General features: G+C 38.4%; 17 protein-coding genes. 3 read left to right on the forward strand and 14 right to left on the reverse strand.

Annotation, left to right across the window (positions count from 1 at the left end):
* Nucleotides 1-53 precede the first annotated feature (53 nt).
* From HHT355_RS08190 to HHT355_RS08215, 5 genes are all read right to left on the reverse strand, one after another.
* Entirely contained in the window at nt 54-6,470 is a 6,417-nt protein-coding gene (locus tag HHT355_RS08190) for an RHS repeat-associated core domain-containing protein (RefSeq protein ID WP_158245932.1), read from the reverse strand.
* A 263-nt stretch (nt 6,471-6,733) separates the two neighbouring features.
* Nucleotides 6,734-7,744: a GGGtGRT protein gene (locus tag HHT355_RS08200; protein ID WP_103202958.1), complete on the reverse strand. Its 1,011-nt coding sequence runs from the start codon at nt 7,742-7,744 to the stop codon at nt 6,734-6,736.
* Nucleotides 7,745-7,764: 20 nt separating this feature from the next.
* On the reverse strand, nt 7,765-8,457 hold the full coding sequence (locus HHT355_RS08205) for an iron-sulfur cluster assembly scaffold protein (protein WP_103202959.1): 693 nt from the start codon (nt 8,455-8,457) through the stop codon (nt 7,765-7,767).
* Between the two features lie 201 nt (nt 8,458-8,658).
* Nucleotides 8,659-9,333, reverse strand: a complete 675-nt coding sequence (locus tag HHT355_RS08210; RefSeq protein ID WP_103202960.1) for an acyltransferase — start codon at nt 9,331-9,333, stop codon at nt 8,659-8,661.
* Between the two features lie 143 nt (nt 9,334-9,476).
* Complete coding sequence (locus HHT355_RS08215; protein ID WP_103202961.1) at nt 9,477-11,564, reverse strand: DNA topoisomerase; 2,088 nt, start codon at nt 11,562-11,564, stop codon at nt 9,477-9,479.
* Between the two features lie 214 nt (nt 11,565-11,778).
* On the opposite strand from HHT355_RS08215, the gene HHT355_RS08220 reads away from it, so the two are divergent.
* The 3 genes from HHT355_RS08220 (at nt 11,779) to HHT355_RS13630 (ending at nt 13,625) form a co-directional block, all read left to right on the forward strand.
* Nucleotides 11,779-12,681 carry a DegV family protein gene (locus HHT355_RS08220; RefSeq protein ID WP_103202962.1) on the forward strand — a complete coding sequence of 301 codons (903 nt, stop codon included), beginning with the start codon at nt 11,779-11,781 and terminating at the stop codon, nt 12,679-12,681.
* A gap of 60 nt (nt 12,682-12,741) precedes the next feature.
* Nucleotides 12,742-13,377, forward strand: coding sequence for a lactate utilization protein (locus tag HHT355_RS08225; RefSeq protein WP_103202963.1), 636 nt, complete (start codon nt 12,742-12,744; stop codon nt 13,375-13,377).
* A gap of 74 nt (nt 13,378-13,451) precedes the next feature.
* Nucleotides 13,452-13,625 (forward strand): hypothetical protein, encoded by a 174-nt coding sequence (locus tag HHT355_RS13630; protein ID WP_158245933.1) that lies wholly within the window; start codon nt 13,452-13,454, stop codon nt 13,623-13,625.
* 199 nt (nt 13,626-13,824) lie between these two features.
* Here HHT355_RS13630 and glyA read toward each other — a convergent pair whose 3' ends face one another.
* From glyA to cysS, 9 genes are all read right to left on the reverse strand, one after another.
* Complete coding sequence (glyA, locus tag HHT355_RS08230; protein ID WP_103202964.1) at nt 13,825-15,063, reverse strand: serine hydroxymethyltransferase; 1,239 nt, start codon at nt 15,061-15,063, stop codon at nt 13,825-13,827.
* Nucleotides 15,064-15,377: 314 nt separating this feature from the next.
* Nucleotides 15,378-15,866: a cytidine deaminase gene (locus HHT355_RS08235; RefSeq protein WP_103202965.1), complete on the reverse strand. Its 489-nt coding sequence runs from the start codon at nt 15,864-15,866 to the stop codon at nt 15,378-15,380.
* Between the two features lie 12 nt (nt 15,867-15,878).
* Nucleotides 15,879-16,544: a deoxyribose-phosphate aldolase gene (gene deoC / locus HHT355_RS08240; protein WP_103202966.1), complete on the reverse strand. Its 666-nt coding sequence runs from the start codon at nt 16,542-16,544 to the stop codon at nt 15,879-15,881.
* Between the two features lie 29 nt (nt 16,545-16,573).
* On the reverse strand, nt 16,574-17,281 hold the full coding sequence (gene deoD / locus HHT355_RS08245) for a purine-nucleoside phosphorylase (RefSeq protein ID WP_103202967.1): 708 nt from the start codon (nt 17,279-17,281) through the stop codon (nt 16,574-16,576).
* A 207-nt stretch (nt 17,282-17,488) separates the two neighbouring features.
* The gene (locus HHT355_RS08250; RefSeq protein WP_103202968.1) at nt 17,489-17,806 is read right to left on the reverse strand and encodes a hypothetical protein; all 318 of its coding nucleotides are present in this window, start codon (nt 17,804-17,806) and stop codon (nt 17,489-17,491) included.
* 215 nt (nt 17,807-18,021) lie between these two features.
* Nucleotides 18,022-18,537 (reverse strand): NUDIX hydrolase, encoded by a 516-nt coding sequence (locus tag HHT355_RS08255; protein WP_103202969.1) that lies wholly within the window; start codon nt 18,535-18,537, stop codon nt 18,022-18,024.
* A 183-nt stretch (nt 18,538-18,720) separates the two neighbouring features.
* Nucleotides 18,721-22,734: an Ig-like domain-containing protein gene (locus HHT355_RS08260; protein ID WP_103202970.1), complete on the reverse strand. Its 4,014-nt coding sequence runs from the start codon at nt 22,732-22,734 to the stop codon at nt 18,721-18,723.
* A 343-nt stretch (nt 22,735-23,077) separates the two neighbouring features.
* Nucleotides 23,078-23,509: a Mini-ribonuclease 3 gene (locus tag HHT355_RS08265; RefSeq protein WP_103202971.1), complete on the reverse strand. Its 432-nt coding sequence runs from the start codon at nt 23,507-23,509 to the stop codon at nt 23,078-23,080.
* Entirely contained in the window at nt 23,494-24,897 is a 1,404-nt protein-coding gene (gene cysS / locus HHT355_RS08270) for a cysteine--tRNA ligase (protein ID WP_103202972.1), read from the reverse strand. Before cysS ends, HHT355_RS08265 begins: the two co-directional genes overlap by 16 nt.
* Between the last annotated feature and the right edge of the window lie 38 nt (nt 24,898-24,935).

Here is a 24,935-nt window from a genome sequence, read left to right on the forward strand (position 1 = left end):
TATCACATTAACTTATAGCATTCAATGGACTATATTGTCTATTATGATAATAATTAAATGTAAATTTTTGCACCCTTTACACTACCAATATCCGCTGTTCTTCCGGTAACTGAGCCTGCAGCCTCATCTGCCCCTTCAGCAAAATACTGCAAGTTCATCTTTAATCTATTTCCATCCGTTGTGGTATTTAAGGGTTTGGTTAGCCCGGCACTGTTACCGTTCGTCGTATTAGCAGGAGCTGTTAAGTCAGGTCTATTATTTCTTGATTTAAGAGCTGAATCCAAGTCCGCTTTCTTTGCTACGTTTTCTAAAGATTCATCAGCCTTATCAATTACATCATCTATCATCTTTGCAGCATCGTCAAGATGCTTTCCGGCTTTGGATTTCAGGTTGCTTCCTACTCTTTTTATTCCTTCTCCTATGGTGTAACCTACGGCTCCGCTGATACCGGCTACTGCTGCTGTCTTTGCTGCCTGTCCTAAGTCTACTTCTTTAATATCCTTTTCGTCAACAATTATCTGCCTTCCGACATCAGCAGCAAATCCCATAACCGCTTCAGTTACACCCGTTTTAAGGGCATTTTTAGCCACACTCTTAGCTGTAGTTTTTGCAACTGTTTTTGCAGTTGTCTTAGCAGCAGAAGCGCCTAAGCCTCCACCTATCATTCCGGTTACTCCTCCGACAACTGCTTCATATGCTACAGCATTCCAGTCTACATTGCCCTTTTTGTTGGTAATTTTTTGTCTTGTATATTCAACAACTCCTCCAATTACAGCCCCTATTGCAAATGAGACAAGCAGTGTTGAGAATATACCATATCCGGAAGGATCGGTATATCTGACCGGATTATTATGGCAGTATGTGTAACGGTTAAGACTTAACGGATCGCTCAGTTGTCCTCTGTAGATGTCTTCGGTTAAAAATCTTCCGTTATCACTATTATAATATCTTGAATTTACATAATACAGTCCGCTCTCTTTGTCATATTGGTATCCAGCATAGGTAATGAAATTATCTGCATATCCGGTCTGATTAATTATAGTTCCGAAGGCATCATACCGATAAGTTACAGCCTGTAAGCCCGTGTTAGTATCTATCAGCATTACAACGTCGCCATGGGAATTATACAGGTAATAGTAAGTATTGCCATTTACAGTTCTGCTTACCAGATGAGTGCCATAGGTATTGCGGGCTGTTATATAACCTGAGATGTCTGCCTCTAAGAGGACTTTATCTCCTTCATAGAAATATAATACATCCAATACATCGTCTAAACTGAATACAGACTTTCTTACACGATAATCTTCTGCATTATATGTATAGTAAGCCCTTGTGTCACCCTGCCTGTATTCTATTAAGCGATTAAATCCGTCATATTGATACGTCTTATCTATAATTGTATTTACTTTATTAGGTATAACCAGTTTAATCGCAGGTCCGCTTACTGTATCCTTGGTTGAATTTTCATCTGTTAAGCCGACAACTAATTTATTGACATCAAAACCAATAGCTGATCCGCTGACTGTTTCCGGAGGCTTGTTTTCTGATTCATCAATTACGTTCCATTTTAAGGCAGAACCGCTGACAGTTGTAATACTTCCACTTTCAGAAATCAGATTACCGTTAGCATCATAATTATAGTAAATAACATCTCCTAAGTCATTTTCCTGTATTATAAGTCTGTTAGAAGCATCATATGTATAGTAAGTTGTAATCGGTTCTGTTCCTGTAAATACCTCCCGTTTTACAGACCTGTTTCCGGCTTGGTCATATTCGTATTCAGTTATTTTGCCGTTAGGTTCAGTTACAGATGAAATTCTTCCGTTGGCATCATATGTATAATGTGTAGTTTGTCCGTTGTTCGTTTCTGCTGTCAGATTGCCGACAGAATCATACGTATAGCTATAAAGGTTAAGGACATTTCCGTATCTGTCCGTATGTATTATAGTTGTAACTCTTCCGGCTGCGTCATAGAAATAATCTTCTCTCGTACCGTCTCCGTATACGGTTGCCTGTCTGCTGCCGTTTGAGTTGTATAAATAATGAACAATATCATTATATTCATACGGATTATAAATGCTATATGATCCAACCTTCTTAATACGGCCTACTGCGTCATAAACGGTTTCTGTTATGACTCCATCCGGAGTTTGAGCTGTTTCCTTAACCTCCCCGGCACCCATAATAATATCGTATTGATACATTACAGTTCCTATTGTGGGTACAGTTTTTGTCAGCACTCTTCCTTCGGCATCGTAAGTACGTGAAGTTGTTCCACTAATGTCTGTCATAGTAAGCAAATTACCGACGGCATCATAGGAGTATTCTTTAAAATCAACTCCCGCTATCTCGGAAAGCAACCTTCCGTATCCGTCATAAGAATACAAGGTGGTACGTCCGTTTCTGTCAATTTTCTTACTTATCTTTCCATCCGGAGTGTAATAATACAGCTCTTTAGGTGCATCTAAGATAGGCTTTTCTTCTGTTCCTATGTCCTGTCTGGATATTTCCAGATTTCTTACATTAAATGTATAAAATATACGATTACCATTGCCGTCTTTTTGCAGTATTAAATTATTGGCATTATCATATTCATAAGAAACATAGTTTGACATTGCGTCATATACGCCTATCATGCGATTTCTGCCGTCATAAACATATATTGTTGTATTGTTCATATCATCTGTAGTTGATATCAAATTATTTTGACTGTCATATTTATATGTAGTAACGGCATTCATCGGATCAATTACCGAAGAAAGATTACCTGCTGCATCATATGAGTAATATGTCGTGTTATTAAGGGCATCTGTCTTACTTATCAGTCTTCCATTATAATCATAGGCATTGGAACTTACCAAATTGTTCAATGCATCATATTCCTCAATAAGTCTGTCTCGCTCATCATAAACATATGTTGTCCTGTTTCCAAGCCAATCTGTTTTGCTGATGCAGTTTCCGTTTGCATCATATTCATAAACCGTAGTCTTAACTTTGGTTAGCAATGTATCAGAATGAATACTTTCCTCTTTTACCCTTCCCAATGCGTCATATTTTACAGTAGTAATAGTTCCGGCTTCATCTATACTGCGAACAAGATTTGAATTTAAATCATATTCATATACCTTTTCCAGTTTTTCCCCATTTGCTGAATCTATTTCTAATATAGCAGTTATATTGCCTAATGTATCATATTTATATTCTGTTCTGTTGCCTGCAGTGTCATATACAATTCTTTCTCTTCCGTTTAAATCGTACTGTGTAAATATAGTAAGCTCATCAATCGATGAATCTCCGGGTTTCTTAATACTACTTATGTTACCGAACGCATTGTATGTGTAAGTCGTGACATTGCCGTTGCCGTCTGTTTCTGTTATCTTTCTTCCCAATATATCATAGGAATAAGATATAACATCCCCGAGACTATCTCTTACCGATACCAAGTTACCCATTGAATCATAGGTATAATTTACGGTATAACCCTGTCTTTCTTCTTTAGCCAAATTATTATAGACATTGTAAGTAAAGACTGTCATTTGGCCTGTTTCATCTGCGGCATCTATGGCGGATACCTCGGTTGCAATTTTTCCATTCGGATGGTATGTATACACGGCACCGTTTCCATATGCATCGAGTTCTCTTGTGACATGACCTAATTCATCATAGAAGTAAGTTTTAGTCACTACTTCTTTCAGAGTACCGTTCTCATTCACATAGTCTATTTGGGCGGCTAATTTCCCTGTTGAATCATATCTGAATTCTGTCCTGGACATTTGGGAAATTGGCTTACCTTCGATATAATTCTTAGGTGAAACCTCTGCAATTTTTCTGTCTGTATAATCATATTGATAAAGGGTAACTCCGCCTAACGGATTAACAATCTTTATTAAATTACCTCTGTTGTCATATGTGTAATGCGTTGTTTCACCGTAAGAATCTGTAATTTTCACCGCATGTCCGTCACGATTATATTCTGCCTTCTTTGTATAAATGCCGGTCTGAATTCCCTCTGAATTGAATACAGGTTTACTTACTGATATTAAATTACCGACTGCGTCATACTCGTAAGTTGTAGTAATACCGTCAGGTGTAGTTTCAGAAACCAGCCTTCCTTCTTTATCATATTGATAAGATGTTGTTATGGCAGCCAGTTCTTTATCGCCGAAGTCATAGCCGGCTAAATCCCCTTTTCTTACAAATTTGCTTATACTCAGAGGATTTTTTCTGTAATCATATGTAGTTTCAGTTATATACGCTGTGGCGTCTTCTACCGTTCCTTCACCCACCTGCGTTCTTATGATATTGCCTTCGCTATCATAAGAGTATATAGTCTTTAGTCCTGAAGGCTCAATTTGCTCTATCAACAAACCGTCTTTGTATACATAGATTATGTCATACGTAGTAATTGCAGGAACAGATAACGGACTAATATTTTCTACGAAGTCACTGCCGATAGATTCTTTAATCAGTCTGCCTGCACGATCATACGTATATCCAATCCATGTATAATATATTTTTCCGTTTACTTTCATTGTCGGAATGTATTTTTGGGTTACATTGCCCTGTATATCATAAAAATAGTAAGTAGCGCTGTCGTCTGCCTCTGTTTCTTTCGCTAAAGTACCATCCGGATTATAGGTATACTGACGTAACGCCTTTTTCTCGTCACCTTCTAGGATATATTCTTCTTTCTTTCTGCCCCGGTTATCATTTACAGTTACCTGAACTATCTTATCATTGTCATTTGCATATACGTATGTTGTAATCTGATGTTCTCCGTCAGGCAAAGTCTTATACTCTATTTCTTTCATTAAAACTTTGGCTGAGTTTTTATTCTCGTTGTACCACTGTTTGACAATACGATCCCTGTTATCATACTCATAAGTTATGATACTGGAATTTTCTCTTATTTCACTGACAATATTTCCGTATGAATCATACAGGTAATCTGTTTTATAACCAAGGGCATCGGTAACACTTTCAAGGCGTCCTGATGAATTATAAACATATTTTGTTCCTTCATTTCCTGAATAATAATTACCGAAGTCTTTCTCAGGGTCATATAATTCTTGTGGAACTGTCTGCGTCAGATTACCGGTCAGATCATAAGCTGATACCACCACACCGTTATCCGGATAATATTCTCTGGTCACATATCCGTTGGCATCATATCTCCACCTGTATTCATAACCACCAGGTGAGATTTCCTTAGTTTTATTGCCCATTATGTCATAAGTAAAGTGACTGGTATTACCGGCCGCATTTGTTACTGTTGCGGTATTGCCATACTGATCGTAAGTATAAACGGTCTCTTCCCCTTCGGCATTTATTTCACTCTTTAACAGACCGTTTAATCTGCAATTAAATTTTTGAATTGCATCCAAAAGAGAGTAATATTTATATTCTACTACTATATAATTAGGATCAGTATAGTCAATTGTCGATAATACGTCATAAATGTTTTCCGGAGTAACGCCATCTATAGCTTTTCCGTCAATTCTCTGTATCTTCTTTAAAAGTTTAATACCGTCCGTATCATAGCAATAATATGTATGTACTCCGACTTCATTTACTTCAATAATGCAATTATTCCATTGGTCATATACAAATCTTTCTTCACTTCCGTCACTATAAGTTATTTTTGTAATATTGCCGTTTGAATCTACTTCATATGAAGTCTTGTTGCCATACTCATCCGTTGTAGACTTAATATCGGCAAATAATTTATTCTCATCAGTCTCATAATATTCTGTCTTTGACATACTGCCGTCAGGATTTTGAATATCTGTTATGTACATTTCTTCATTATACCAGTAAATCCACTCTCTGCCGTCCTGTCCGATTACTTTTGTCTGATTCTTTTCAGAATTATATTCATAGATCCAAACCCCGCCATATGAATCTATGCATTTGGTAACTACATAGTCGTTATAATTTTTTCTTGACGAGTATTGTATATCCTGAATGACATTTCCATTTGGATCAATAATCTTAGTCAGATAACCCTGACTGTTATATTCATATGTAGTAGTACCGCCAACCAAATTGGCTACAAAAATCAATAATCCATCATCGTCATATGTATATATGACGCTATCGCCGTTAGGATTTGTAATTTTAGTTATATGACCCTTGTGGTTGGTTTCAATCCGGTATACCCTTCCTACCGGGTCTGTAAGTTTGGTTATCACCCCATTTATATATGTAACTTCAGTTCTGTTTCCGTATCGGTCCTCAATATATATTAATGCTCCCTCTTCATTAAAACCGTATTTGCTTTGATCGGTTTCCGTTAATACATATGTATTATCATCGTTTCGTGTAAATTGTGAATGACTGCTCAAAGCAATATACCTATCGTTTTCCAGTCTAAATATATGAGAACTTCCGTCTGGTAAGTCAACAATAACACCGTCATCAAACAACTGACATTTGGCTTCAAAACTAAATGTCCAGCCTTTTCCAAACAAAGTATTTTCTAAATTTTTTATAATTTTAGTTAATAATAACATCGTATTTTATAGAAAATTATATTAGTAAAATTTTATCATATTTTAGCATTTTTTAACTTATTTTCAAAGTATAAAAAAGCCGAACGTTTTAATATTTTACCGGTATTATAACTGTGATATTTTGCATATGTGCCTGGTATAAAGTTTAGTATAAAAAAAGGATTTCTCAAATCACTGTGTGATTCGAGAAATCCTTTACTTATTGTTATATACAACTGTTCTTAAAATCTTCCTTCATCAGCAGCCTGCTGAATGGCTACCGCTACGGCCACCGTAGCCCCGACCATCGGGTTATTGCCCATTCCGATCAGGCCCATCATTTCAACGTGGGCAGGAACGGAGGATGAACCGGCAAACTGTGCATCGGAGTGCATTCTTCCCATAGTATCGGTCATACCGTAAGAAGCAGGGCCTGCTGCCATGTTGTCCGGATGAAGGGTTCTTCCTGTGCCGCCGCCGGAAGCAACGGAGAAATACTTTCTTCCAAGCTCAATACATTCTTTCTTATATGTACCTGCTACAGGATGCTGGAATCTGGTAGGGTTGGTGGAGTTACCGGTGATGGATACATCCACTTTTTCCTTATGCATGATAGCAACGCCTTCGGTAACGTCATTGGCACCGTAGCACAATACCTTTGCCCTTTCGCCGTTGCTGTAGGATCTGCGGTATAATTCCTTAACCTCACCGGTTACATAGTCCATTTCTGTAGCAACATATGTAAATCCGTTGATACGGGAAATAATCTGAGCCGCATCTTTACCGAGACCGTTTAAGATTACTCTTAAAGGTTTTTGTCTTACTTTATTGGCGGATTTTGCAATACCGATAGCACCTTCCGCTGCGGCAAAGGATTCATGGCCTGCCAGGAAGCAGAAGCACTCAGTTGTCTCTTCCAATAGCATTTTTCCGAGATTGCCGTGGCCTAAACCAACTTTTCTGTGATCGGCAACCGAACCGGGGATGCAAAAAGCCTGTAAGCCTTCGCCGATAGCTGCAGCCGCATCCGCAGCTCTTCTGCAGCCCTTCTTTATGGCAATTGCGGCACCTACTATATATGCCCAGCAAGCATTCTCAAAGCAGATGGGCTGAATGCCTTTAACCATATTATATACGTCAAGTCCGGCATCCTTTGTAATCTTTTCAGCTTCTTCTATGGATGATATGCCATAACTGTTTAGTACAGCATTAATCTTATCTATTCTTCTTTCATATGATTCAAATAAAGCCATTTGTATGTATCCTCCTTATTTTATTCGCATCTTGGGTCAATGATCTTTACGGCATCTTCAACTCTGCCATATTGTCCTTTGGACTTCTCATAAGCCGTATTGGGATCTTCACCTTTTTTGATTAAATCCATCATTTTACCCAGGCTTACATATTGATAACCGATAATCTCGTTGTTTTCATCAAGAGCTATACCGGTTACATAACCTTCTGCCATTTCAAGATAACGAGGACCTTTTGCTAAAGTACCATACATAGTGCCTACCTGGCTGCGAAGTCCTTTGCCCAAGTCTTCCAGACCTGCTCCGATAGGGAGCCCGTCCTCAGAAAATGCACTCTGAGTTCTTCCGTATACAATCTGCAAGAACAGTTCTCTCATTGCGGTATTAATGGCGTCACAAACCAGGTCGGTATTCAAAGCTTCCAGGATGGTTTTTCCTGGCAGAATCTCACAAGCCATAGCGGCTGAGTGGGTCATACCGGAGCATCCGATTGTTTCAACCAATGCTTCCTGAATAACTCCGTCCTTTACATTTAAGGACAGTTTACAGGTACCCTGTTGAGGCGCACACCAGCCCACTCCGTGAGTAAAGCCTGAAATATCTTTTATCTCTTTGGCTTGAACCCATTTTGCCTCTTCCGGTATAGGTGCAGGACCATGATTAGCACCCTGGGCAACCGGGCACATCTTTGTTACTTCATGTGAATAGATCATGTTGTAAAAGCTCCTTTCAGTTTACATTGTATGGCATATTAATAAGGCAAACCTTAAGTTTCCCTTACTTTATTAACGTCGTGGCATAAACCACGACGTTGCATAATTGTTATTTACTTAACATATTTTCTCACAATTTTATGTATAAGTCCAGCAATATTTTGCTTAAACCGATTAATTTCAATCCGATATGACAAAAAATTAATCAGTATACTTGGTTACAATTTCTCCTGCTTTCTTATAGATGCTTTTTTCAGGAATATATCCCCTTACCATTGACAAAGGATAAATGTTGGTATTTCTTCCTACGACCGAGCCGGGATTTAATACGGTATTGCATCCGACTTCCACATAATCTCCCAAAATTGCTCCGAATTTCTTTAGGCCCGTTTCTATCGATTCGTCTTCGATCCTTACCTTAACCAGGGTTTTGTCTGATTTTACATTGGAAGTAATGCAGCCTGCTCCCATATGGGCCTTATATCCGAGAACAGAATCTCCCACATAATTAAAATGAGGCACCTGAACCTTATTAAAGAGGATAACATTTTTAAGTTCGGTTGAATTGCCTACTACGGCACCCTCACCAACTATGGCACTGCCTCTGATAAAAGCACAATGTCTTACTTCCGCTTCTTTTCCTATGATGGCAGGACCATTAATCGAGGCGGTGGGTGCAATTTTGGCGGATTTTGCTATCCACACATCTTCCCCTATCTGATCATACTCCTCTTTTGAAAGCGTCGGCCCGATTTTTAAAATAGTTTCTTTAATCTTAGCCAAAACTTCCCATGGATAAGTACATCCTTCAAAAGCTTCTGCCGCTATGGTCTGACTTAAATCAAGCAGTTCATTAATAAATAATTTACGATACATAAATTTCCTCCTTTTACCGATACCGATTATATAATATTCTTCTTTGATAACATAGAAGCTGCACCTAAATACTATAACTTTTAAGTTACTAAACTTAAGCCTTATTCTCTTATTCAATATAATTCTATTACTAATGGTATTTACTATTTATAAAATGAAGCCACCTGCTTGAAAATTTTAATAAGCATATCCTGGTTGTTAAGGGTTTTCACTCCGTTAACCATCCGTTCCACAAAACCTTTCAGCTTCTCCATATACTCTTCTTTTGTTATTGTGCCTTCGGCTACCATGGTAAGTCCCTTTTCCCAACTGGCAGTAAGTTCGGCATTAAGTAAGGATCTGATTGATGCATTAACCACTTCATAAACCAATTCCCCAAGTAAAGTCGGTGTAATTATCTGTGTCTTTTTATTTAGATTAAGATAAGATATATTAACCAACTTATTCAATATCTCAGCCCGTGTGGCACTGGTTCCTATTCCGCTTCCTTTTATCTGAGCCCGAAGTTCCTCGTCTTCGATAAGCTGCCCTGCGTTTTCCATTGCTAGAATAAGAGTACCGGAAGTATATCTTTTTGGCGGCGAAGTTTCACCTTCCTTGATTGATAAACTATTTACCGCCAGTTTTGCCCCTGTCTTTATGTTCATGATAGTATTCATAAACTCTTTATCCAAAATATTTTCATTTTCTTCATTCTCATCCTGACTTTGCTTACCTTGGCTTGTCTGTGTTTCTTTTAATACCGATGGTTTTCCTGCTATCACCAAATATCCTTCATCTTCCAGTACCTTAAATGTGGAAAAGAAAGATTCGGTACCTATCTTTACCGTAAGATTGATTCTGCGGTACTGGGCTGGCGGATAAAAAATGCTTAAGAAACGTCTTACTATGGTTTCATAAACCTTTCCGGCTGTAGGTGACAAACTTCCCAGAGCATTGAAACCCTGGCCGGTAGGTATTATGGCATAGTGGTCCGTAATCTTGCTGTCGTCTACATACCGGGTTTTTGCTATTCCTTTATATGAACCGTTAGATAAAATCTCTGCCGCAAAGCCTCCCAGTACGGAATAACTTCGGAGCCCTTTTAAATTTTTATATATTTCTTTGGCTACCGGAGTTGACAAAACCCTGGCATCGGTTCTTGGGTATGTTATTAACTTCTTTTCATAAAGTTCCTGGGCTATATTGAGGGTTTCATCGGGGCTTATTTTATATAGTCTGGAGCAATCATTCTGTAGTTCCGCAAGATTATATAAAAGAGGGGGGTTTTTTTTCTCCTTTTTCTTCTCCGTATGAGTTACTGTACCATACAAGCATTCGTCCGAACTTTCATCCCGGTTCCATGTACCGTCATCATTATATTTAGGCAGATTCCCTGCCAACTGTTTTATCAGTTCTACGGCCGAATCTCTTTTAAGAAATCCGTTTTCCTTATAAAGCAGGGGGGAGTTAAAATATGCCGACCCTTCTATGGCTTTAAACTCACCGGTAAACTCTCCCGTATAGTCACCCCTGGTTACAGAAAAAGACGACAAAACCCTGAAAAAAGGAGTTTTTACAAAATTTCTGATTTCCCTCTCCCTTCTTACAACCATACCCAAAACACAGGTCATTACCCTTCCTACGGCTATGGCTGACCATTTCTTGCCTTTTAAAAAATCCTGAACTTTATTTCCGTATTTGAGAGTAAGTATCCTGGAAAAATTTATACCCATCAGATAATCTTCCTTGGCCCGAAGATAAGCCGCATCGGCCAGGTTGTCATAAGCGGACAAGGGTTTTGCTTCTCTTATGCCTCTTAAAATTTCTTCTTCGGTCTGGGAATCAATCCATACCCGTTTTTTTATCTTTGTATCCGGCACCTTGGCCACCTGGTCAACAAGCCGGTATATATATTCTCCTTCCCTTCCTGAGTCGGTGCAGACATAAATTGTCGTTACATCTTCTCGGTTAAGAAGCCATTTTACTATTTCAAACTGTTTTTTCACCGCAGGAATAACCTCATACAAAAATTCGTCCGGAATAAAAGGAAGGGTTTCCATACTCCATTTCTTTAAAGCTGGGTCGTAGCTTTCCGGATAACTCATAGTAATCAGATGGCCCACACACCATGTTATTATGGTGTCGCCGGCTTCAATGTACCCATCCTGTCTTTTTGCATTGATTTTCAATGCTTTGGCAAATTCCAAAGCAACACTGGGCTTTTCAGTTATATATAAACTTACAGACATGTATCCATCTTCCCTTTATGTTAATAAATACAATATCAAACATAAATAGTATAACTTATAATTGCCTTAAGGACAAATATAATTCTTGGACAAATATATAATGTTATCAATAGTGTATCAATATTAACATTATTAATATTGAATAATGACAATTAATAGTTTACAATTAATGTAGTATTCAAAACTACGACACAAGGTAATATAGGAGGATATTATGAGGCCTTATCAACTATTTAGCGACTCTGCATGTGATATTCCGGAACAGTTGCTAAAGGAACATCAAATAAATTTGATACCATTCTATGTGAGCTTTGATCAGGAAACATATTATAAGGAACATATAGATATCAGCAAGGAAATGTTTTATGATACCCTGATGTCAGGTAAAGTCTATGCCAAAACTTCACTTCCTTCGGTTCAGGACTATATCAGCATGTTTAAGCCGGCATTAAAAGAAGGCAAAGACATCCTGTGCCTGTGTCTTACCCAAAAATTCAGCGGTTCTTATCAGTCTGCTTTAAGCGCCAAGCAAATCCTGGAAGACCAGTATCCTGAATCTACCATTTCTGTTATTGACAGCATACAGGCCACCGGCGGTCAGGGGCTTTTAATGCTCCAAATAGCCGCCATGAAAGAAGCAGGCCTTTCTCTTGAAGAAGCCACAGAAGAAGCAAATAAACTGAAAAACACGGCTAGGATTATGTTCACGGTTAATACATTAGATTACCTCTCCAAGGGAAGAAGAATCGGCAAAGTTATATCCCTAGCTAAAGATATGCTGGACTTAAAACCTCTTATACAACTGAAAGACGGAGAACTTATCCCCTATGCCATTGTCCGCGGAAGAAAAAAATCTTTAGATAAAGTATTTGATATGGTAGTGGAATATTTTAAAGAAAACAATGAAAATCCAGACGACTATGATTTCTGCATTGCCAATGCTACAACCATGGATGATGCAATTTATCTGAGAGACAAACTTGAAACATATCTTGAAAGAAAATTAAATTACCCCGTATTTCAGATAGGTGTAACCATAGGCACTTATACCGGACCGGGTGCAATAGGAATTTGTTTTATTAAAAGGTATAACAAGCATATGTTTAAAATGGTATAATATGTTTTGAAAAAAATCGGTATGTAAATTAAATGTTAAAAGTTAAAGGAGGAATAATCGTTGTCGCCCAAAAAAACCTACTATGAGAATCTGGCAAATACCATTATCGAGCGGTTCAACAAACGGGGTATCGAAGGCTATTATTGTGATAACAGAGAGGAAGCCTTAGCTACCGCCAAACGGTTTCTGACCCCCGGATGTTCCATATCCTGGGGAGGATCGGAAACTTTGAAAGAAATCGGCCTGATTGATGATTTAATGGCTTCCGATTACATATTATATGACCGCAGTACCGCCAAAACCCCGGAAGAAAGCCACGAACTATACGGCAAAATCGCTACCTGTGACTACTTTTTCATGAGCTCCAATGCCATCACATTAGACGGACAATTGGTAAATATAGACGGCAGAGGTAACAGGGTGGCATGCCTTATAGCCGGACCTAAAAACGTAATTGTGATTGCAGGTATGAATAAAATCGTTACCGATGTGGAAACAGGTATCGAAAGAGTCAGAAATATGGCTTCGCCGCCCAATAGTGTAAGGCTTAAATATAATACTCCCTGTGCGGAATTGGGCCGCTGCACCAACTGCCTTGTAGATGACTGTATCTGCTGCCAGATAGTAATCACCCGAAAATCAAGAGTTCCCGGCAGAATTAAGGTTATACTTGTAGGCGAAGAGCTTGGATATTAAATTTGGAATGAAAAATGACATTATGTATAATATTATATAAAGATCGGATACATTATTTCTGAAAGGATGATAATATGTCAAAAAGCAACTTTGAACATAACGATAACGGTACTTCCATCCAGGTAACAGTGGACATAACCAAAATAGTAAAATATTTATGTTTTGCCGGTGTCATAATAGTAGGTATAATTTTCGGAACCAAATGTTTTCAGAATATGTTAAAAGAAGGTTTGATAGAAATAGAATAAATAATAGGATAATTTTCTGTTGTGCAAATTCTATACCATGAGTAATATAAAATTATAAAACAGGCTAAAAAATAGCTGTCCCTAATATTTCTGCTTTAAGGACAGCTATTATTTTAGTAGCCGGTTTTAGAATAAAGCGTTTATCCGCCTTTTCTATGTTATTAAATTATACAGGAAACATTATATAAATAAAACTTTATTAATACAGGGGATACTTGTCCGTAAGGGCTTTTACCATATCTTTAACCCTATCTCTGTTGGTCTCCCCATCTTTAATCATAAGGTAAATGGCTTCGGCAATTACATCCATATCCTCAGCCTTCATCCCTCTGGTTGTTACCGCCGGTGTTCCTAAACGGATTCCGCTTGTAACAAAAGGTGAAGCAGGGTCATTGGGTACAGTATTTTTATTGCATGTAATGTTTACTGATTCTAAAAGTTTTTCCGCGTCTTTTCCTGTTACGCCCATATTTTGCAAATCTACAAGCATCAAGTGATTGTCGGTTCCTCCTGATACTAAGTTAAATCCTCTCTTTATTAAACCCTTGGCAAGAGCCTGAGCATTTTCTACAACTCTTCCTATATAATCTTTAAAGCCGGGTTCCAGGGCTTCTTTAAAACAAACTGCTTTTGCTGCTATTACATGCATCAAAGGACCGCCCTGTGTTCCGGGGAAAACAGCCTTGTTAAGCTTATATTCTTCGGCAAATTCCTGGCTGGAAAGAATCAAGCCACCTCTGGGCCCTCTTAAGGTCTTATGGGTTGTAGTAGTTGTAACATGGGCATAAGGAATAGGGCTCTCATGATAGCCAGCTGCTACCAGACCGGCTATATGGGCCATATCCACCATCAAAAATGCTCCGACTTCATCGGCTATTTCTCTGAATTTCTTAAAATCTATTTTTCTGGCATAAGCACTGGCACCCGCAATAATCAACTTTGGCCTGCTTTCCAGTGCTATTTTTCTCACTTCATCATAATCTATAAAACCGTTATCGTTTACTCCGTAAGAAACTATATTAAAATAGCTGCCGCTTATATTTACCGGGCTTCCGTGGGTCAAATGCCCTCCATGATTCAGATTCATGCCCATAACCGTATCACCGGGCTTAAGCAAAGCAAAGAATACCGCCATATTCGCCTGAGCGCCGGAATGGGGCTGAACATTGGCATAGGTGCATCCAAACAGTTCTTTAGCTCGTGCAATAGCAAGATTTTCAGCTACATCCACAAATTCACATCCGCCATAATACCTTTTTGCCGGATAACCTTCCGCGTACTTGTTGGTTAAGGGGCTACCCATAGCTGCCATTACCGCTTTGCTTACAAAATTCTCTGAAGCTATAAGTTCTATATGCCCGTTTTGCCTTTCAATTTCAGAATCTATAGCTTTTGCTATTTCAGGATCAATGGCTTTTACATCATCAAATGAGTACATTCTAATCCATTCCTTTCAAGTATAACATAATTTAACCTGATTATATCATACCATTTTTTTATTTGAAAGTATTACCATGAATAAATTATCATACAAATTTATTATTTTATTTAATAACTGCATCCTTGCAAATTTATAAGTCTTGTTCGGATTTAAGAAAATGTAAGTTATAAGTCTTATAAAACAGGATTTTTATGAAAAAGAAAGACTGACAACAGTGAATTTCTCACAATTATCAGTCAAAAAATTTCTCTCTATTTGATTTCTATAAAAAAATCTGTTTATATATTAAGTATTTTTATGCAAGATTGTCTTTACAGATAATCAGGCCCAAAACTTAGCGGTAAAAGTTCTTCCAGGAAATACACCACATAGTCTTCTTCGGATGTAGCCAAAATTACCAAAAACTTGCGGGGGTCCACAAATTCCCTGATAACCTGGCGGCATACCCCACAGGGAGGGCACAACTCACTTAATATACCGTTTTTTCCACCTACTATGGCTATGGCTGCAAAATCCCTTTCACCCTCGCTTATTGCCTTAAAAAATGCGGTTCTTTCCGCACAATTGCCGGGTGTAAAGGCGGCATTTTCTATATTGCAGCCTGTATAGACTTTTTGCTTTGTTGTAAGCAAGGCCGAACCTACCTTAAAATTGGAATAAGGAGTATAGGCATTATCCATGGCCTGAATAGCCTGGCGTATTAAATTTTGGATTACAGACCTATTGACAAGCTCGTTTTTTGCCAGCAACTCTCCTTTTTCCTTGGGAATAAGGCTATTTTGCTCCCGTTCCGTACTCATACTTACACCTCCTTAGTATCCCGTTGCTTCCTGATTCTTTGCCAGCTTGATTATTCTGCTGGTACCAAGCCTGTCGGCTCCAAGCTCAATGAAACGCTCAGCATCATCAAAGGAAGCAATTCCTCCTGCCGCTTTTATTTTAACATTCTCTCCCACATATTTAGCAAACAGGGCTACATCTTCAAATGTTGCTCCTTTAGTTGAAAATCCTGTGGAAGTTTTGATAAAGTCTGCTCCGGCTTCGGTAACCGCTTGGCACATCCTTATTTTTTCTTCTTCGGTAAGCAAACAAGTTTCAATAATAACCTTAAGTATCCGGTTACCGCAGGCAGCCTTTATCTGTCTTATTTCATCGGTAACTTTGCCGTATTCCCTGTCTTTTACCCAGCCTATATTTATAACCATATCTATCTCGTCGGCTCCGTTGTTTATGGCATCTTTAGTTTCAAACACCTTTACTTCTGTTGTCTGATAACCGTTTGGGAATCCGATAACCGTACATACAGCCATCTTATCTTTTACATATTCTTTAACCCTCTTAACATAAGACGGGGGAACACAAACCGACGCCACCCCATAGGCTATGGCATCGTCGCATATTTGCTTTATCTCAGCCCATGTTGCTGTCTGAGTAAGTAAGGTATGATCCACCCTTTTAAATATTTCTGTTCTATCCAAAATCTATGCACCTCTCAAATACAAAATAATTATGCAATTTCCAGAGCAATCTCCATCATTTCACGGAAAGTATTCTGCCTGTCTTCAGCCGATAAAGCCTCTCCGGTAAATACATGGTCGGAAATAGTAAGAATGCATAGAGCATTTTTACCTGCCCTTGCCGCATTCATATATAGTGCAGCCGCTTCCATCTCAACGCAAAGTATATTCATCTTCTTCCACAGAGAATTGGCTTCTTTATTGTCATCATAGAATGTATCCGATGACAGTACATTGCCTACTACCGTTTTAATACCCAGTTTTTCTGCAGCTTCTACGGCTTTACGAAGCAGGCCGAAATCAGCAATAGGGGCGAAGGTTCCCGGAAGCTTGTACTGGGCGGCAAAATTGGAATTAGTCGAAGCACCCATAGCAATAACAATATCCCTTAACTTCACATTGTCAGCTATTCCACCGGCAGAACCGATTCTTATTATATTATCCACATCATAGAAATTAAACAGCTCATAAGAATAGATACCGATTGAAGGCATACCCATACCGCTGCCCATAACCGATACTTTTTTGCCTTTATAAGTACCGGTAAATCCGAGCATATTTCTTACCGTATTAACACATGTGACATTCTCCAGATAATTCTCGGCAATAAATTTAGCACGTAAAGGATCTCCTGGCATAAGAACTGTCTTTGCTATATCATCTGCTTTGGCATTTATGTGCGGGGTAGGTATATTCATATTCTCTCCTCCTTAAGTTAAAATAGATTTAATAAACACATTCATAGTATATACAAATAACTATTATACTACCAATATCTACGATTATATTCTATCATTTTATAAAAAAAAAGCAATTAAGCAGTAATAAAATAAAAATTAATATTCCTTGCCTCACACATATATAAGTTTCATAAAACGCCGGACCTAAATACTATTAAGAGAATATTAATATTCGAAAATATCTGCCGTAGTTGGGTCTACCCAAAAAAAGCCGTAAGTAACAATATGCCCTAAGCCTAAATCAGGATCGTCAACTACAAATTCATAAAGCCTGATAAGATAATTACCGCTTGCCTCATCGGTTTCCTCATATGCCAAATAGTAATCTTTTCCATCCAGTTTATAATAATAGTCAGACATATCTTCGGATAAATAAACTTTAGTAAAATTCAAAGCGTACTCTTCCTTAACAATATCCAGTGCCTCCATAGGTGTCAATATTCTAAGTGTCAGAATAACCAGTAATAAAACAAGTTGTTTCATAAAGATACCCCACCCGAATACTTTAAATTAATGGCGTATTTATCCTATCATAATATTACATATATTTCCAGTTATTTCAGATGGGGAAAATCGACCTTATATCGTTTAACCGTAGTTATTTATATAAAATCTTCGTTTAAAACCAATTATATTCTTTAGGACGACAGACAATCCTAATAAGAATTTTATCACCGCTTTTCCTGAGTAAAAAGATTTTAAGACCTCATTTGAGTTCTTAACTCATCATCAATCAGACGAAAAAGGAAATCCATATAAAAATAGTCTACCCATAAGCCTTCGTTTGCCAAGGCTTTTATGTCCTCACGGGTAGCCCATCTGGCCTCTTTTACTTCGGAAGCCTGTAACCTAAGCTCGTCTATGCTTACGTCGGTCCTGACAATCCATACCGCACAAAAACTGTTATGCCTTCTGTACATCATGGCAAGACTGGCATTTTCCCTGTCAGCTTTTAACCCCAATTCTTCCCATAATTCTTTTTGGCAGGTAGCCCATGCATCATCTCCCGATACTGCCGAGCCACCGGTTACGGCCCAGTATCCGGGTTTCCAACTGACCGTATCTGCCCGTTTTTGTATAAGAATCTGTCCGTTACTGTTTATCGGATAAATATGTACAACCAGATGGTAATCCCCGTCTGCCATCGGCTTTCCCCGTTCATGCAATCTTCCGGTCTTTATAAAACATTTATCGTATATATCCCACAGTTCCATGGCATCCTCCTTTGATTAAAAATTTATAATAATTATATTATATATGATAAAAATTCCGGCAGCAAAAATTTATAAAAGAACACCGATGGGCTTTGAAATGGCATTTACCGCATACATAAATGTCTGCCTATGACATCATAAACCCATCGGTGATCTTATAAAGAATGTGTATTATAAATGGTTTTATTTACTTACTTTGACTTTAACCAAAGGTCCTCTTCCTGCCTTATTCGTACCCCACAATTTTATTGCCGTTCCTTCTTTTTGAGCAGGAATTTCAATTACAAACTTACCGTCATTATCAATGGTGCCCTTGTAGGTTTTATCTCCTATCTGGGCATAAACCCTTGTTTGGGTTTTTGCCACATTGAGAGCCGCATCCTTAAACTCTTTCGGAATATCCTCCGAACTTTCGCCCGAGGAAGATACATAATCCAGTAGTTCAATAGTTCCGGTTATTTTATTGTCTCCTTTCCGGATCGGATCTACTGCAGGAGCATCCGGTGCCGCCTTTACGACTGCACTTTTTAAAGGATCGCTGGTTCCGGCTTCGTTAGATGCGGTTACGGTTACGGCCGTACCCGACAGGTCTCTGTCGATTTCCAAAGTGTAAATATAATTACCGCTTGCTTCGTCATACTGGTATTTATCGGTGTTATATGTCTTTTTACCTATGGTAAGGGTAACAGTACAATCCTTTGCGGCAATTACTTTTACTTCTTTGTCCGTATTTGCTATTTCATTTAACAATGCAGGTGTATCAGGCCGTCCCGCTGTTACCGTCACTTTCTGTGCCACAAGGATTTTCCCGTCTATAAATCTTGCCATTACGTATATCTTGGTACCTACATCCAATTTTTCGTCCAGATAATATATGAAACTGTCATCGTCATCTACATTGACACTGTATATCCTGCTCTTAAAGTTTTTACCCTCTCCATGCGCAATAGCAACATATACATCTCCTCCGGAATAATAATAACCGGATACTACATAGGATTTGCTGGTTACTTTGTTAACGATTAAGGTTGCAGAATTTGGCTTTACATAATTTTCAATATCATTAACCGTAACTTCAACGGGAATACTTGCTCTTTCCTTGTTGCCTTTAGTATCGTAAGCCACAACTGTCAAAATCTGTCCCGCATACAGCTGGTCACTTAAGGTAAATGTAAATTTGCCGTTTTTATCAGTCTTGGTAGTATAAACTTTATTACCAAGATTTAACTTTATCGTATAAATAGTATTTGTTGAGGAAGGTACATAACCTCTTATAGTTTTCTCAATATTGCTTACTTCATAAACCACCGGTGCATTTGGTCCAACCTCTTTAACCGTTACTGTCGTTACTCTGCTGTTTCTTGAAACATGATCAAGAGTATAAACTTTCACGGATGTACCGGCCTCAAGAGGCGGGAGCATAAGGATAAACTGCCCGTTTGAGGATATTACTCCTTCGGTTTCAACTATTTTAATTGACTTATTATAAACTTCAGTATTGGCTTCAAAAAGTTTTTTGCCGTTTTTTCCGTAAACATAAGCAATATCATCGACAAGGGCTACAACCGCCATTACATCGTCTCTGGCGTTACCGGTTATATAATTCATATTGTTATATATAGCATTCACCTGTGGCTGATTTGGACCGGTTCGGTTAATGCGTACCGCAACCCGTTCACTTTCTAGATTTCTTTCTTCATCTTTTACATACACGGTAATGTATGTTTCCGCCAACTGACCGGGCAATGCAACAGAAAAGCTACCGCTTGATCCTACTCTTGTCTCATAAACTTTTCCGGGAGTTTCGATTACCAGGGTGGTATTCGGTTCGGCTTTTCCGCTTATCTTTGATTTCCTGTTGGTATAATTGTCTACGGTTGGCCTGGGCAGTAAATTGTCATTAAAGTTGCTTATTACAATTTTCTTGGTTGTTTTATTCCCATGAGCATCTTCTGCATATACGGTATAAACGCCGTTTTTATGCACAGTAAAGCCTTTGCTGGGGATATTATAGGCAACTGCCCAAATATCATGGTCAGCCTCCATATCCTTGTCAAGATATTTTAAACTTACTATCTCGGAATCATCCACGGCCTGAACCGCAACCTCAAAAGAGCTTGCTGTAGGATTCGTAATTAATGGAGCTATAACCAAATGTGGTGGTGTGGTATCATTTTTTTCTGTCGGATAGGATGCAATATAATACTTATATTGATCCTTTACAGTCAGATATTTTACAAACCATGGCGTCTTTTCAAATAAGTCTCCTGCATAATGCGGCACTTTTATTATAAACTGATAGTCGGCAGGAAGTTTCAACTTCCAGTTGTAATCAACCTGAGGCATTATGCTGCCACTTTGTGCCAGAAGCTTTATATAATCGCCAAGTATAGCCTGGCCTCTTACAAAGCCTTTTAAAACTATCTGTTCTTCAACACCCTTGTTTGCAACAACAGGTTTAGTAATCTTGTTGGTAGCTATCAGAAGTTCCATATCATCGGTTACTTCTTTTCCCTGATAACGGACATTGGACACTCTTCTGTTGCTGCTAATAATATTGCCGGAAAAATCGTATCTTGGATCTTTACTAGGGTCTATTTCATAGGTGATGCCGTCAAATATATAGAAATTGCTCCAGTCATTCAGCCACTCTTCCCTAATAAGGGATTGTAAACCTGTGTCTTTCATCAAAGAAGCCATGGTGCTGTCTGACCATTTCATATTTTTACCTATGGTCTCATAAGCACTGGCTGACCATTCCAACCACTCTTTCAGTTGGGCTCCCGTAATCGTATACACATATAGATAACTGTTATAGTTCTGCAGGGAGGCGAGATTCGCTTCCGAAATTTCACCGCTGATTTTAACGAAATCATCTATAGATTTAACCCCGTAGCTTTCATAGCTAGAAGCGGCTATAATGGGGTAATTTATGTATTCTTTATAATCGGCCTTTATTTTGGACAAGGCATAATAAATCTTTGAATCATTCAATAACTGTATGGCGGCATTGTCGGAAAGCAAGCCGAAATAATTGTGAATTAAAGAGCCAGGCTCCAGCTGAGCAAGAACATCTTTTGAATAATGAAGAAGCTGCTTTTCCCATTCTCCAAACATAGCAGCTATGGTCTTGTCTTCCTTCGTATCTTTTTCCGTGACCATTCGAAGTTCGGATTTGCGGTCAACTATCTTTACCGAATTTCCCGCTGTCTCTAATACCAAATCTACAACTCCGACAGCCCTTCCCCGGTCACCGGCCATCACAACATTTTTTCCGTTCATAAGATAAGTTTTCTTATCAACATTCGGAAGCTTATAGTATGGTGATGTCATATCGGTAGTAGGGTAAAGATTATGCTCATGGCCACATACAATAACATCAATTTCATCTATTTTTGAAAGAGCATACGCAACATTCTTAAAATTGAGTTCTGGGTTAACAGGGCCTATTCCGGTATGAGACAAGGAAATAATAATATCGGCTCCCATTTCTTTAAGCTTTTTAGCCTGTTTTTTAGCATTTTCCACTATATCTTCACCGGTCAGGATACCTGCATAGCTATGGGTTTTACCCGTCAGATGGGGAATAGTATGACCCATAATTCCTATCTTTACCTCAACTTCTTTGCCGGACGTGGTTTTTAATTTACGGGTAATAAGCATATTTTCAAGAAAAGGATGTTCCCCTGTTCTTGCATCTGTTACATTGGATACAACGGTAATATCCCTAAGGCCTGAGCCGTCCAGCTGCTTTAAGATATAATCATACCCGTAGTCAAATTCATGATTGCCCAAAGTTATGGCATCATAACCAACATATTTCATAGCCTGTAATATAGGCTGTATTGCATCCTGATTTGTCGAGAAAATATATTCGGTTGTAAAGTCAAATAAGAAATCCCCGGCATCTAAAACGATGGTATTTCCATCAGGCAATTCGGCTTTTGCTTTTTTTATAAGGTCAAAAGCTCTGGCCAAACCCCCGTTATTATAATCCACGCCTTGCTCAAAATCGAAGCTTTTAAGCTGACCGTGCAAATCCGTGGTTCCGATAATTCTTAGCTTTACTGTCTCTTTATCATTAATAGCTGCATTTACGCTTCGAACATCGGATTTATTAATGCCGATAAAGAATCCCAATAAAAGAAACGATAAAACTGCTGTTAAAATGTAATATTTTGTCCTTCTTTTCGTCATTATTCCTCCTTACTAAGAAGAATCAATCATTGTGACTTGTGTCACGATTGTTCTTCAAATCTTTGTGTTTTTTGCCAGCCATTCACATCCAGGGTATATTTTAGTAAATTTTTAAGGCAAAAGAATGGCAAAAAAGTGAAGAATAATTTACCATTCCCAATTATTCCTAAGGTGGAAAAAAGAAAATGGTCCTCTAAAGATGTTATTTAATCACACTAAATACTATAACAATGGGATAACTCCATATTTGCGAAAATAAAGAAAATAAGCTTATAAAATTTTTTTTGCAGTATAAAACAACTAAAAGCTGACCCCATATCAGGTCAGCTTTTGCTTTAACTATCTATTTTTTATCTTTAAATATCGGCTGCATCAGTTCCATCATACGGGCAGTCTGGCCGCTTAAGTACAGGTACCCCATCAGGGCTTCCAGGCCCGTAGCAATCCTATAGTCAGATAAGTCTGCGTTTTTAGAAGCATGAATAGATTTGGAATTTCTTCCCCGTTTAAAAACTGCCAATTCATCCTCTGTCAACAGATCCTGTATCATATGGTAATGCTTTGCCTGGGCAGAAGCTTGTACCAGCTTAATAGCTTTCTGATGAAGCTTATTAACCGGGGCATTACCCTGTTCCACTATAATAGTCCTGATAACAAGGTCATAAATGGCATCTCCTATATAAGCCAGTGCAAGACCGGAGTAAGACTTTATGTCCGTATCCTGGATATTAAAAGATTGTCTGATATAAGCCGCCATGTTTATTTTCTCTTCCATCTTACACCTTCTTTTGTATCCTCAAGTATTATACCTTTCTTTAAAAGCTCGTCCCTGATTTTGTCTGCTTTCGCATAATCCTTGTTCTTTCTTGCTTCCTGCCTTTCTTCGATAAGCTTTTCGATTTCTTCAGGCAGAATTTCTTCTTCTTTTTCTGTTTCTATTCCCAGTATATCACATAAGGATACAATTCTTTCTTTCATCGATAAAATAAATTTTTTATTTTTGTCAGTGCCGCAATTTATATTTGCAAGCTTAACCAGCTCAAAAATAGCCGCAATAGCATCAGCAGTATTAAAATCATCATCCATTGCCGCCTCAAATTTTTCCCTCAGCAAGTCTGCTTCTTTAAGTACTGCCTCTTCTTTGGCAGTCAAATCTCCATCCTTTACCGAATCGTTTTTAAGCAAATAATCAAGCTGTCCCACGCAAGTCAATATCCTCTCCAGCGAATTTGCAGCCGCCTCCATTAAATCTCTGCTGAAATTCAAAGGACTGCGATAGTGGGCATTCAGCATGAAAAATCTTAAGACTTGCCCCGAATATTCTTTGCATATATCTCTTACGGTAAAGAAATTTCCCTCAGATTTGGACATTTTCTTGTTGTCTATATTAATAAACGCGTTATGCATCCAGTACCGGGCAAATTCTTTGCCGGTTGCGGCTTCACTTTGGGCAATTTCATTTTCATGGTGAGGGAAAATTAAGTCTTCACCGCCGCCGTGTATGTCAATCTGCTCTCCCAGATATTTACTGCTCATGACCGAGCATTCAATGTGCCAGCCGGGACGGCCGTCTCCCCAGGGTGAAGGCCAACTGGGTTCTCCTTCTTTTTTTGGCTTCCAAAGGACAAAATCCATGGGGTCTTCCTTTAATTCACTTACGGCAATTCTTGCTCCCGCTTCCAAATCGTCAATATTCTTTTTGGACAACTTTCCGTAATCTTTAAAGCTTCTTGCCCTGAAATAAACTGTTCCGTCTTTTTCATAAGCATAGCCTTTATCTATAAGTGTTTTTATCATCTCTATCATCCCTTCGATTTCCTCGGTAGCTTTGGGATGATATGTGGCTTCCTTAACATTCAAGGCTTTCATATCAGTCCTAAATTCCTTTATAAAGCGCTCGGATATAACCGAAGCATCGACGCCTTCCTCAATAGCTCTTTTGATTATCTTGTCGTCTACATCGGTAAAATTTGATACATAATTTACCTTATAACCCTTATATTCAAAATATCTTCTTACCGTATCAAAGAATATGGCGGGTCTGGCATTTCCGATATGGATATAATTATATACGGTAGGGCCGCACACATACATTCGCACTTTGTTTTCTTCGACAGGAATAAATTCTTCTTTTTTTTGTGTCAATGTATTGTAAATTTTCATAAGCTTCCTCCTAACATAATTATTTAATGTATATTCAT

It is taken from the genome of Herbinix hemicellulosilytica (assembly GCF_002904165.1).
Classification (GTDB): Bacteria; Bacillota; Clostridia; order Lachnospirales; family Lachnospiraceae; genus Mobilitalea; species Mobilitalea hemicellulosilytica.